Consider the following 13,183-nt stretch of genomic DNA (forward strand, 5'->3'; position numbering starts at 1 on the left):
GCCACATGGAAGTGGTGAATGCCATTCACGCAGGAGCGGTTAATGGCCTTGTCTCAACAGCATTGAATTCCCCCTGAGGACGCGACTTAGATACAAAAAGCGCATACAGTTCGTATTCGTTTTATCCAGGGAAGGTGCATAATGCACCTTCTTTTGTTTCAGGTTCGCACCATACCTGACGGTTACGCGGGCGACGAATAATCGTTCAAGTTCGAATCGAAAGCACGGAGTTTATGTTTTATAAATGAGTACTTTCGATGTGGAAATTGGGCGATTAGGCAAGCCCCTTCAAAGAGTAATTAAGATGACCAATATCGATCGCGTTGAACTGCAGGCCATGGCCCAAATCCTTCATAACCTGTGGTTCGAGCCGCCGGGTGAAGAGTTGCTGGAAATGGTGGCTGAAATTCCTTTCGCCGAGCAGTGGCCTCTGGGCGACAGTTCGCCAGAAGCGATGCAGGCCTGTGAGCTGATGGATGCTGCCAGCGCAAACCCACATGATGAGCAGGCTATCGAAGCCCTGCAGATGGATTACACCCGTCTGTTTGTTGGCCCGGGTGTGCCGCTGTGTCCGCCCTGGGGCAGTGTCTACCTGTGTGAAACTGGTCTGCTTAACGATGTCAGCACTCAGGCGCTGGTGGCCTTCTACAAAGACTCTGGGCTGGAGCTGGACTCGACCCGTAACGAGCCGATGGATCATCTGGGGTTGATGTTGGCTGTGCTGGCCAATGCGTTGGCAACTGAAGAGGGCGCGATCCCGGCTGTGATGGAAGCTTATGACGATGTCGCCTTCAGTACCGCCTGGATGGCACGCCTGCTGCGGGAATACCTGATGCCATTTGCGCCCAAATGTATCGAGTTGCTGGCTGCCAATGCCAAAACAGACTTTTACCGTGCGCTGGCACCTCTGACCCTGAACTATCTGCAAAGCCTGCAATCACAACTGGAAGCAGAGTTGATCAGCCACAAAAGCGACACAATGCACTGACCCGTGAAAAGACTAAAAAGCATTTGAGCCACAGAGGACACGAAGGGCACGAAGAAAAGCGAAAGCTCAAAAATCTTCTCTTCTCATGCTTTTTCCTTCGTGTCCTCGGTGTAGCGAACGAAGTGAGTGCTTCGTGGCAAATTGTTTTAACAAACGGGAAAAGCCTGAACCACAGAGGGCGCTGAGGTCACAGAGAAAAGCCAAATCATCTTACGCTTTTCCACTTCGTGAACTTGGTGAAGCGCAGCGCTTCGTGGCAGATCGCTTTTATCGAGCCGGACAGTTTGAGGAAGTAATGTATGAGTGTGATTAACGCCCTGGGCGATCAGTGGAGTAAGGCTGAGTTTGCCCATCAGCTGGCGCTGGTGCTGGCACAAAAACAGGAAGTGGCGCAGCTGTTTGGCGGTGCTACCTCACTGACCACGGTTTGCAATCTGATTGCCGGCATGAGTTATCAGGCCGATGACGTTCGGTTTGCTAAAGACCCGGAAAATTCGGATAAATTCGTCCTCAGTAACAACACTCTGATCTCTGTATTCCATGACTGCTTCCGCCTGCTGTTTATCAAAGAGGTGCAATCCGGTGGTCTGAGTCAGGCTGAGCAACTGATTCTGGCACTGGCCAAACGTATCGCTGTGGATACGGCCATAGAGTCGCTGGATGATGCCGCTGCACTGCAGCGTGAGCAGATGATTAAGTTCAGTGAGCAGCTGGAAGGTTTGTATATTCAGAGACGAAGTCAGTCGAGAAACATGGTTTGATGTTTCTGGCTTCGCAAATGGAGGTGTGACCTTTGGTCACATGGTCCCTGCGGGACAAGTTTAGCCCTGCCGGGCTTGTCGCTGACGCGACTGTACGTCGTGGGTTTCCGGCCCACACCCGGTTTAGAGTCGTGGAGCTTCGCCCCACACCCGACCAAGAGGGGATCAACAGCAATTCCCTCTTGGATCTCCCTTGCCACCCCAACCGAAGTTGTAATCCATCGTGCATTGCACGCAATTGACGCAACCGACGTCGATTCACCATCCCTGGCTCAGCGACGCCTAAGTCATCATCCATGATGACGTTTGCTATTGCATCCAATCCCCTCCGGCAACTTCGGACGGGGACTGGTGTGTTCCCCTCGTTTAGTGTTTCGTCGTTGTCGGGGTTATCAAGATCAATCGGCGATTGTGGGCTGGTGGATGTCATTGCTGAGGAGTAATCTTTGCGATTCATTTGGCTTCATTCGAGAAAGAATCATGACGACGATTTTGACTGTGCTTCACGATAGTCCCTATGGCAGTGAGAAAACCTATAACGCGCTGCGTATTGCGCTGGCGTTGCAGGAGCATGCTGATAGCCCGATTAAGCAACGGTTGTTCTTAATGTCTGATGCGGTAGTGGCGGCGTTAAGCGGTCAAAACACCCCGGACTTGAGCTATCACATAGGTCAGATGTTGGAGATCTTGATGGCGCAGGGTGTTGAAGTGCACCTGTGCAAAACTTGCTGCCAGATGCGTGGTGTGGATGAGAGTCGTTTGATTGAAGGTGCCCAAATCAGCACTCTGGTGGAACTGAGTCAGTTTACCCTGGGGAGTGATAAGGTTATTCACGTTTGAGTGGTGGCCGCTGACGCGGCCGTGCTTACACCCGGTTTGAGAGTTGTGGAGCTTCGCTCCACACTCGAGCAATAGGGGAGCAACAGCTGCAAACGACATCCATGTCTAACTGCCAGCTCGAAATCCCTTTCTTGCGCTCATGAGCCTATTTGCCAGAGGCAAATATTCGCCCTCTAGGATCTCCCTTGCCGCCCCAACCGCCGCTGACAACTCCTCGGTCTTATGCTGAAAATTGTCTGTCGCGATAAACGCTCGATTTGCGTCCCTGCAATCCCCTCCAGCTCGGCTATCCTGCCTCGCGCTCGTAAGCACATCGCTTCGCGATACTCGCCCCTGATTCGACTATCGCGGCTTCATTCTAAAAAACAATATCTAAAGTTAGCTAATACATACTATGCAAAATACTATTGTGCATTATCTATATAGCTGTCTACTATTGTTTTCATATTATCTTCACCTATTTTAGCAAGTAACGAATCCTCTTTATTAGTTACATTTAATTCCTGAAGTTTTTTGAGTACTCTCTTTGGGTTGGCACCTACTAATGGCACCAGCAGACAAGTTTTTACTGATGTTTCTATTATCTTCGAATTAGGCTCATTATTAACTTTGTATTTGTCTATTATCGCGAATGCAACATCAGAATAGGACATGTTTGGGGATAGAAGTATCTCATTTGATAACTTTCTATATGATAGCAATGCTGCACTTAAAGTCTTTCTTGTTTTCCCTATATAGAAGAACATATGTCTTACTCCATCTCCCTCCAACTTTGCAATTGGATAAGTGGTAGCTTTGCTGTAAATCTTAGATATCTCAATTTGAGAATATGCAATGTGGACATATATTTTATTTCTTAGCTCTGGCTCTATACATACACCTGAGTTCATGCATCTATAAAGCAAGCTTAACAGCTCGGTCCTTTTGCTCATTGCTGGATAGTTTGTTATTCCACTTAGATCCGAACGTTGCATTAATAGCTTCAATATTGGTGAAGGGTCGTCCATCAATGAAACCATAAAGATAATTATCGATGCAGCTTTTAAATTGGTTAGATTTTCTTTTACAAAATCTAACTCTTTTCTTTTTGCAACGACTGCCATTGCAGCAAAGTATTCTTGGAAAGATACATGACTAAAAGAATATGACTCTGCACTAAATTTTTCTATTATTCCGTGATGGGACTCTATTTCATTAATGATCTCTTTTGCAAGCGTTCTTTCCATCGCATATTTTTGGATGAAGTCTGAAATTACTAGTGTTAACTCTTTTTCATGGAAAATATATTTTCCTTCTTTTCGACATAGAAATTTATAAGCAACGTCGGAAAAAAGCTTTTCTTTTCTATCATCTGTTAGTGCCGAGAAGGCGGTAGCTCGTCTGAATCCCCTACTTGTATCCCACAGCCGTATAAGTGCATCAACACAGCGACTGTACAACTCTGTTTTTCTATTTGGAATGTTCAGGTCATTAGCGTATTGAATACAAAGAAGGCTCAGTAAAAGAGGTGTCTCTGTTAAAGAGTATACATCTTTGTCCACAGACAAATGCCCTATTAACTCTCTTGCCTTTTTAGGACTGCCTTTAAACCAAGCTCTAATTATTTTATTAATAGCCTTTTCTGTTAATCGAGCTATTTCTATCTCAAAAAAACCCTCTATAGTTCTGTTGTAATCAGCTACTCGGCATGTAACAATTATCTTTGTTGTTTCATAGCACTTTGAAAAATCTTCGATTATTTTGAATATTCTGTCTCGATGCTCATTTGATACTTCATCAAGTGAATCAAATAGAACAATTGCCTCACCTTTATTTAGTTTTCGTTTTACGTATTCGATTGCATACTCGTGAGTTTTTATTTTTATTCTTTCTGAAATAAATTCAATAACAGATAGTTCGGTATCAGCAAGTTCAGGAAGCGATATAAAGAACGGAGTCTTTTTTGTTTTAAAGTTGGACTTTTCAAAAGTCTCGTTGTCAATATATGATAGGGCTGTATATTTCATTAGGGTAGTCTTTCCAGCACCTGGTCCTGCCAGAACTACAATTCTATTTTCTTTTTCAATAAAGTCATCTGCACGAGTTGTTGATTTATATTTTCCAATCTTTTTATTTCTCTTTTGAGAGTCAAGTTCAGCCCATTCTGTACTGTATAGTCTACGATGGATTGATGTCGAAATCATTGTGGTTGAATATATGTCTGCAAGCTTTACTGGTTCAGACATACCAAGTATTTGGATATTTTCTACTTGGGCTTTAACATAACTGTTGTTAGCTTTCTCATATCTGTTGAATATGTCTAAGGCCTCAGCTTTTTTGTTTATTGTGTCAAATACAGATGTCGTTGACTTCTTTATTGGGCCTTCCATAATCTTATCGGCTTGCAACTTAAAACTCCTTTTTTAAAATCTATAGATATGAATTGTATAATTATTGACGAACTAATTGACTTTAATAAGAAGTCATGTTGTTAGCTTTGAAAGTTTTGTCGTTCACTATTAGCATGCTCTGCTAAGTGCTAGTAATTAGCAGTCTCAGGCTAATAGGATGGACTATTTATTTAACTTTGTGCAGACATGCTACCGCCCGTCGGTTTGGCTCCGGTAAGCAAGGTGTGTTCAAGTTTTGGGGACTTAATTTACCAATCTGGTTTGGCATGGTCTGTAAGAGATGTCTTACATCTTGTTGTTTTGGTTGTAAATTCTGGTTATGTCGCGGGTTGTCGAACTGTTCTTCTTCGGGGTTCGTTTTTTCGTTTTTATCCACTGGCTGTGTAGTGAAATTAAGTCGAAACATGCTGAGTGTGAGGCCGAGTTTCCCTGCCGTTGTGGGTTCGCACCAACCAAACTGTGACAACTTGCTACGCTGGCCTGGGTTTCATTGTGTCTGTGCTGGGGGGTTGTTAGCATGCGGGGACTTTTGGTTTGTTAAGGATGACAACATGTTGTGGAAGGGACTTGGTGTTTCGGTTTTATTGGGTTGCGCCTCAGGCGCTGCGAATGCGGTGGCTTATCGGGATGTGTGCAATACCTGTGTCAGTGACAGCCAGTTTGAATCTCGGGTGAGAGATTTTGCTGACCAATATGAGATTGTTAGAGCGGCTGACTTTTATATCTTCAATTATTCAGCGGGTGTGCTTCGGAAGTACGCAAAAAACGGTACCCAGATCCTGCCGCAATCCCTGTCCTCTGCTGAGGTCTCTTACTTCAATGAATCCTTTGAAAAAATCAGTGAAATCAGACAAGCCATTGAAGCCGCAGTAGTGCCTGAAACGCTTGCTGCCAGTCTGTATGAACTGGTGGGGGCTAGTTATAAGGTGAATGACCTGTCCGATTACTTTTATGAAAGCAAAGGCCTGGGTGAGACCTTCGATGAGGCAACCGCGCTGGCTGGCATGATTACCGGTATCAGGCCTGCTATCGTTTTTAACGCCAAGGTAAATTTTACCGATGGCTCCTATTCTTATACTGACATTGCAGAGGGGAGCAGCCGCCGCGATTTTAAACTCTCATTCGTGGCGACCCGAGACGCGGATAACAATACCATCCCGATGGACGCAGCTGGCTACTATACCTATGGGGAACTCCGCTTCACCAGGCAGAGGCAAGCGGGTATTGATAAGTTTATCGATGCCGCGTTCAGGTCTGGAGTGAGTATTGCTCAGCCTCATCATACCGGCCCCATTCAAAGCACTTATCAGATGAGCTGTAACGAGCAAGACGAATCGGTTTTTTGCACCGTATCGCCAATCTCAACAACAGCAGACTAACTCAGCATTTGCCTTCCTAACCCTTTACAGAATATGCGGAAGATAAGCAGAGGAGCTACCGACTACTCCATGCTCCCGTCCGAAGTTGCCGGAGGGAAATGACTTCAATAGCAAGTCCCGTCATGGATGACGGGGCAGCCACCGCTGATACAGGGGAGAGTATCGCGCAGCGATAAGCTTACGAGCGAGAGGCAAGGACTGCCGAACTGGGTAGGAAGTATATGGACATACTTCGTGGAATCGGTGGCGGTTGCGTACATTGAAGCCATTTTACGATGGATGACAACTTCGGTTGGGGCGGCAGGGGAGATCCAAGAGGGCGAATATTTGCCTCCGGCAAATAAGCTCATTAGCGCAAGAAAGGGATTTCGAGCTGGCAGTTAGACATGGATGTCGTTTGCAGCTGTTGAGCCCCTCTTGGTCGGGTGTGGGGCGGCGAGTGCCGCGAATGCGACAAGCTCATGAGCGAGAGCCATGGAGGGCGAACTGGCCGTTATACAAGGATGTATTTGCTCCACGACGTTCCGCCAAGCGAAGCTTGGCCAATCAATGGCTGCAGGCTTCGCCAACTGAGGCCAAAAACTGGCAGGCCTCTGTGACCCCCTCATTGGCGGCAAGTCTGAGGTATTTAATCCCCGCAGGCTTATCAACATCAGTGCCATAACCTGTGTAGAGCGCTTTGCCATAGTGATAGCGGGCGAGGGAGGCGTAGCCCGCTTCATCCTGAAGCAGGGCGCCGCGGCGCATCAGGGCGGTGGACTTTTGCGGGTTGGCAGGCAGATAGACGCCAAGGTCATGGATTTGCGCTAACAGCAGCATGGAGTACACATCGTTCCACCTGTCTATGCAGTCCTGCAATATGGCAACGGCTGACTCATGGTCGCCGGTCTTCTCGGCAAAGTAGCCGTATAAACACTTCATGCGTTTATCACTGTGGATCTGTTCGCTGTAGGCGAGATCGCTGGTGTCAGCCGCCTGGCTGGACAGACTGCCGAGTAAGACTGTACAGGCTGCGGTAAGACAGTAAAAAGTGGTGGCGGGTTTCATAGTTTGCTCCCCTGAACCGAGTACTCCCAGCATATCTCTGAGCGGCAGGGATTATTGCCCTACTTTAGGGGGAATTTCTCAGTCACTGCCATCGCCGATTGAGTCGACTTAGCGCGGTTACAATCAGTTAACCAAGTGCGACAATTTGTCACATCCCAACGCAAAAGCCACCCAATATACTCTTAGCAACTTTAGGGATAGCTAATAAGAGTCTTCGATGACCAAAAGGTTAATGGGCTGGCATAAAACGCTGGCACTGTGGATGACGCTGCCACTTTTTATTTGGGCATTTAGTGGCTTGTTGCACCCATTGATGGGCCATTTTTTTAAGCCGCCAAGGTTGCAGTTAGCCACCGAACAGTTTGCCGAACTCGGTTTTCTGCCGCGGCGCACCTCTCTGGCTTATGTGCTCAATACCCATGGGATTGAGCGATTCAGCAGCGTAAAGCTGGTGATGTTTCAGGGAGCGCCTCATTATCAGGTAAGAATTCAGGACGGTGAATCTCAGGCTGATTCTGACCGAATCGCTGCCCCTAACCCAAACTATCAGCTGAGATATTTTGCGGTGGAGGATGGGACAGAGCGTTTTGCTGAGCAGCAGGGTGTTGGCAAAGTTGCTGATGCTGAATATGCAGCGGAGCTGGTTAATCGGCTTGATGGCTCAAGCACCACGGCGATGAGCCTGATCCGGAACTTCACGCCAGAGTACCCGGCGATTAACCGGATACTGCCCGTATATCGAATTGCAAAATCCTCCGGCACCATCTTCTACATAGACACTCACGGCAGCCGTATTTCGACACTCAGTACGCCGACGCGGGAGTCACTGTCATTCTGGTTTCGAACCCTGCACAACCTGAGTTTTATCGGCGAGATGCATTCGCCCGTGCGGCTTGTGGTGCTGGGAGTGATGATCTCCGGGATATTGCTGCTGGCGTTAACAGGGTTACTGCTTTACAGCGGTCTGTGGCGCAGATTGTCATCAGGCCGGGGTAAACCTTCTATCAGTCAGTTTCATCGTGTCAGCGGCATGATTATTTGCTTGAGCCTGTTGGGATTCGCTACCAGTGGTTTGCATACTCTGGTGTCCAAGCAGTCCAGGGACGAACATTTCGGTATTAGCCCGGGGAATGAACTATCTGTATCTGAGCTGGATTTTGACCCACTGCAGACCATGCTGTCGTTGCAGGCGGATAACTTTAATCTGGTGCAATGGGATGGGCAGTTATGGCTGCAATTCTGGCGTTATATGGAGCAAGCTTCGACTCCTAAACCCGGGCAAGACAAGGTATTAACCCTTGGCTACTGGCGGCCTGAACAAGCACAGCGAACTGATGCTGACTATGCTGCTTTTCTGGGGTACAGCAAACTGGGAGTTGCCAGGTCTCCATCCAGCCAAAAGACGGTTACCCACTTTGGGGGCTCCTATCCTTTTATTCTGAAGCGCTTGCCAGTTCAACAAATGGCGTATGGCGACAGCGGCCAACTGGTGGCAATTGAAACTCACACTGGATACGTGGCGCAGCTGGCAGATCAGGCGGATAAGTACAGATCGATTCACTTCTCGGCGTTACACAAATATCACTTCCTCAATGATCTCGGAAAGGTCCCCAGAGATCTGTTCATCACACTGATTATTCTCACCATTCTTGGCACGGCCTCACTGGGGCTGGTGCTCTATTTCAAGCGTAGTTATCGCCGTGTCAGACGGCGCGATTTGGCTGCGGGTGAAGCGCAGTTACAACAACTCACTTCAGGAGAACAATAATGAAAACAGGATTGACCCTGATCGCTGTGGCAATGGTGCCTGTGGCAGTGACCTGTCAGGCAGACGATGGGGACAAGCAGATTGAAAGGATGACGGTGACCGCCAGTCGCAGTGAAAAACTGGATACCGAGCTGCCCTTGAGTATTGCCCATGTGAGCAGTGAGGTACTTGCCAGAGACAAGCCTCAGCATCTGTCGGAATCGTTACAGTCATTGTCTGGTGTATTGGTCAATCAACTCTCTGGTGGACAGGGACACAATGCCGCCATTCGCATGCCGATTAATTACGCAGGCTACACCCTGTATTTGCAGGACAATATCCCCCTGCAGTCGGCGGGCTTTTTTAACCACAACGCTCTGTGGTGGAGCAGTGCCAACAGTGCCTTGTCCCGGCTTGAGGTGATAAAAGGTGCCGGTACATCGCTTTATGGCTCAGGTGCTGTGGCGGCGACTGTAAATGTTATCTCTCCTGAGGTGGGTGATGAGGCCGCCGGTGAGGCGGCACTCATGGCTGGAGAGCATGGTTATATCAGGGGCAGGGGAAGCTATTCGTCTGGGACTCACGACGGTCAGGGGATTAGGGCGTCGGCCGCTTACCTGCACAATGATGGCTGGCGGCAGCACGCAGAGGTGAACAAGGCTGAAGTCAATGTACTGCATGAGTGGCAATTGGGTCAGCAACAGTCATTAAAGACGACGTTAATTGCCTCAGATCTCGATCAGCAAATGAATGCCTCTTTGACCGAGAAACAGTTTCGGCAAGACCCAACGCAATCAGGGTTATCAGCCAAAGTGGAGCAAAGTGATCCGCGGCGTAAAAGCCGTTATGTGAGGTTGGCAACTGAGTGGAGTTACGATCTGGGCGAGCACTATTACTCGTTAATACCCTATGCCAGATATCGGACCAATGATTACACGGCGACCTGGCAAAACAACCTGCCTGAAGTTGAGTCCAGCGTCACCAGTTTTGGCTTGTTGGCCCTGAGTCAGTTCACTGTTTTTGGCGGCAGTGAGTTAATCGCGGGTATGGACCTGGAACACAGTAAGGGCGACAGCTACTCGTTTCAGCCTTTGACCATTACCACTGAGGGAAGGGGCGCTGCGACTTATCCTGCCGGTCATGTGTTTTACCATGACCAGACGACGCTGGAGGCGGTTTCTCCCTATTTGCAGCTGTCCGGGGAGTTGACTGAAAAACTGAGTTATAACCTGGGTGGCCGATACGATCACTATAGGTATGAGTTTGATAACTATCTAAAACCTTACGATAACGACGGATTCGGTAATCGCTCTCTGGCCAGTCGGAGTGACAGCTTCAGTCACTTCAGCCCCAAGGCCGCACTGAATTATCTTGTGGGACAGGATGCCAGCATCTATACCCGAATCGCCCGGGCCATTCGCATTCCCACCGCAGGTGAGCTCTACCATTTGAAAACCCGGGACACCAGTGCCCAACTGGAACATATCAGTGAAGAGATCTCCAATACCTATGAGTTGGGCTACAAGATGAACCTGCAATCTCTGAGCCTGGAAGCTGCGGTTTACTACATGGATGTGGATGATGCGATTGTCACTGCCTATGACGATTTTGGTGCATCTTATCGGGTCAATGCCGCCAGCGTGGTGCACAAAGGGATTGAGCTGGGCGCGAAATGGCAATTGTCTGAGGCGTTTGAATTGAGTCTGGCATACAGCCGCTCAAAACATGAGTTTGACCATTATATTCAAGACCAGGGACGGGTGGATGGTAAGACTGGGCTGTCCAGAGCGAAAGATTTGTCCGGCAATAGCTTACCCATGGCTCCCGACTATGTGGCTAATATCAGATTGTACTACCAGAGCCAGCATTGGCAGGGACTCAATGTGATGGCTGAAGTGCAGAGCATAGGTGATTACTGGATGGATAATGAGAACAGTCGCCGTTATGAGGGCTATACCATAGCCAACCTGAAGCTGAACTATGAGCTGAACAGTCAGCTCAGTTTGCATGCCAGAGTGAGTAATCTGACAGACAAGCAGTACGCGCTGCAAAGTCAGTTACGATATGGCCGGGAACAGATCCAGCCCGGTGCACCACGTATGATTTACGCCGGATTGAGTTATCAGTTTTGACTCAGAGCCATGCCGATTCTGATCTGTTTGGTGTTGGAGCTTTCGGTTGTACAGAAATATTTTTATCCCCATGTCGAAATCCCCAGGTGCCATTCGTCTTAGAGGTACAGCCCGGTTATTCATTTGCCTGTGGCTGTGCTATCAAAGATAAACAGCTAATGGAGAACACTATGAAATTTGTGGCACTGATCTATGCAGCCCCTGAGGCTGAGCCCGTCTACGGCACGCCTGAGTTTGACAGCCTGCTGGAGGAGTATATGCAGCTGAGTGAGGAGTACTCTGCCTGTGGTGCTTTTGTTGCCGGTGAAGGCTTGCAGGGGAATGACACTGCGACTTCCATTCGGGTTCGCAATGGCCAGACTGAGTTGGTGGATGGGCCATTTGCCGAGACCAAGGAGCAGCTGGGCGGCTTCTATCTGCTGGAATGCAAAGATCTGGATGAAGCATTGAGATTGGCGGCCAAAATCCCCTCCGCCCGTTACGGAACTGTCGAAGTGCGGCCGGTTGCCGAGTACTGATAGGTGACGGAAAACCCGTCCAATAACGGCTCTGTTGTCGGCTTGCTGGAGCATCTTATCCGGGCCGACCGGGGCCGAATGCTGGCAACCATGATGGCGCAGTTTGGCAACCTGGGGTTGTGCGAAGAAGCGTTGCAGGACGCCAAAGCCCAGGCTCTGCAGACATGGCAACAACAGGTTCCGGCGAAGCCCGCCACCTGGCTGCTGCAGGTGGCCAGACGCAAAGCGATCGATGTGCTGCGGCGGGAGCAACATTTTCAGGGCATTTCGGCTCAGTTGTCTTATATGGCAGAGACTGACGTCACTGACGCAGACCTTACCTCTGTGACCGGTTTGGACAGGCTGCCGGACCAACGTTTGAAGCTGATCTTTATCTGCTGTCACCCTGCCCTCGAAGAGAAATCCCGGGTCGCGCTGACATTGAAATTGATCGCTGGCCTGTCGACGGAAGAGATTGCCAGAGCCTTTCTGGATAAGCCCGCCACTCTGGGGCAAAGACTCAGCCGAGCCAAGCGCAAAGTCAGGCAATCCGGTATCCGTTATGGCCTGCCGGGGCCGGAAGACTGGCCTGCACGTCTGGCCTCTGTACTGCAGGTGATTTACCTGATCTTCAATGAGGGATATGCCTGCAGCAGTGGTGAGCAGCAGCTTCGTATGGATTTGTGCGAAGAGGCGATCTTCCTGGGTGAGCTTATGGGGCAGCTGTGCCCCAATGAAACTGAAGTGGTTGGTCTGAACTGTCTGATGGCGCTGACCCATGCTCGCAGGCACAGCCGACAATCGGACGATGGCGTCTATATTCCACTGGCTGAGCAGGACAGAAGCCTGTGGGATCGCCAGGTGATTGCTGACAGTTCCTATCGTCTTGAACAGGTACTGGCGCTGAAGAAACCGGGGCCGTTTCAGTTGCAGGCGGCGATAGCGGCATTACATGGTGAGGCGACAGATTTTGAGTCCACTGACTGGCAGCAGATCTGTGTTCTGTACCGGTTACTGTTGAGCTGCCAGGCCAATGATGTGATCAGGCTGAATCTGGCACTGGCAACCTCCTGGGTTGAAGGGCCGCAAGCCGGTCTTGATGCCCTTGCTTCCCTGACGTATTCACTGGCTGGCTATCAGCCTTTTCATGCCGCCAGAGCTGACTTGCTAAACCGACTGCACCAAAGCGATGTTACCAGGTCTCCCTCGCTGAGGGGGGAGGCAATTAAAGCCTATAACCAGGCGCTGGCGCTGACCCAGGTAGAAAGCGAGCGAGCGTTTCTGACTGCCCGGCGTGATGACTTATGAGGATGATTAGGCGATATCTTCAGCGGTATCAAAATGGGCTGCAGAATAGAAGCTGATAACAAAAAATGCCCCGACTGGCGGGGCATTTTTCTGG

At 49.2% G+C, this 13,183-nt stretch carries 10 protein-coding genes; 8 read left to right on the top strand and 2 right to left on the bottom strand.

The features are described 5' to 3' along the window. The first annotated feature begins 304 nt into the window (after positions 1 to 304). From L2725_RS15835 to L2725_RS15845, 3 genes are all read left to right on the top strand, one after another. Positions 305 to 988, top strand: coding sequence for a TorD/DmsD family molecular chaperone (locus tag L2725_RS15835; RefSeq protein ID WP_249249812.1), 684 nt, complete (start codon positions 305 to 307; stop codon positions 986 to 988). A 299-nt stretch (positions 989 to 1,287) separates the two neighbouring features. After that, the gene (locus L2725_RS15840; RefSeq protein ID WP_249249813.1) at positions 1,288 to 1,749 is read left to right on the top strand and encodes a hypothetical protein; all 462 of its coding nucleotides are present in this window, start codon (positions 1,288 to 1,290) and stop codon (positions 1,747 to 1,749) included. A gap of 480 nt (positions 1,750 to 2,229) precedes the next feature. Then, on the top strand, positions 2,230 to 2,589 hold the full coding sequence (locus L2725_RS15845) for a DsrE/DsrF/TusD sulfur relay family protein (RefSeq protein WP_249249814.1): 360 nt from the start codon (positions 2,230 to 2,232) through the stop codon (positions 2,587 to 2,589). 404 nt (positions 2,590 to 2,993) lie between these two features. On the opposite strand, the gene L2725_RS15850 is transcribed toward L2725_RS15845, so the two are convergent. After that, complete coding sequence (locus L2725_RS15850; protein WP_249249815.1) at positions 2,994 to 4,976, bottom strand: NACHT domain-containing protein; 1,983 nt, start codon at positions 4,974 to 4,976, stop codon at positions 2,994 to 2,996. Between the two features lie 674 nt (positions 4,977 to 5,650). Here L2725_RS15850 and L2725_RS15855 point away from each other — a divergent pair. Then, on the top strand, positions 5,651 to 6,358 hold the full coding sequence (locus tag L2725_RS15855) for a hypothetical protein (protein WP_249249817.1): 708 nt from the start codon (positions 5,651 to 5,653) through the stop codon (positions 6,356 to 6,358). A gap of 546 nt (positions 6,359 to 6,904) precedes the next feature. Here L2725_RS15855 and L2725_RS15860 read toward each other — a convergent pair. After that, complete coding sequence (locus tag L2725_RS15860; protein ID WP_249249818.1) at positions 6,905 to 7,405, bottom strand: SEL1-like repeat protein; 501 nt, start codon at positions 7,403 to 7,405, stop codon at positions 6,905 to 6,907. Positions 7,406 to 7,622: 217 nt separating this feature from the next. Between L2725_RS15860 and L2725_RS15865 the strand changes: the two genes are divergently transcribed. The 4 genes from L2725_RS15865 (at position 7,623) to L2725_RS15880 (ending at position 13,089) form a co-directional block, all read left to right on the top strand. Further along, positions 7,623 to 9,173, top strand: coding sequence for a PepSY domain-containing protein (locus tag L2725_RS15865; protein WP_249249819.1), 1,551 nt, complete (start codon positions 7,623 to 7,625; stop codon positions 9,171 to 9,173). Continuing rightward, entirely contained in the window at positions 9,173 to 11,284 is a 2,112-nt protein-coding gene (locus L2725_RS15870; RefSeq protein ID WP_249249820.1) for a TonB-dependent receptor, read from the top strand. The genes L2725_RS15865 and L2725_RS15870 overlap by 1 nt, the downstream gene beginning before the upstream one ends. Positions 11,285 to 11,454: 170 nt before the next feature. Beyond that, the gene (locus tag L2725_RS15875) at positions 11,455 to 11,802 is read left to right on the top strand and encodes a YciI family protein (RefSeq protein ID WP_249249821.1); all 348 of its coding nucleotides are present in this window, start codon (positions 11,455 to 11,457) and stop codon (positions 11,800 to 11,802) included. Between the two features lie 3 nt (positions 11,803 to 11,805). Continuing rightward, positions 11,806 to 13,089: an RNA polymerase sigma factor gene (locus tag L2725_RS15880; RefSeq protein WP_249249822.1), complete on the top strand. Its 1,284-nt coding sequence runs from the start codon at positions 11,806 to 11,808 to the stop codon at positions 13,087 to 13,089. The last annotated feature ends 94 nt before the right edge of the window (positions 13,090 to 13,183 follow it).

This window comes from Shewanella corallii (genome assembly GCF_023349125.1).
Lineage (GTDB): Bacteria > Pseudomonadota > Gammaproteobacteria > Enterobacterales > Shewanellaceae > Shewanella > Shewanella corallii.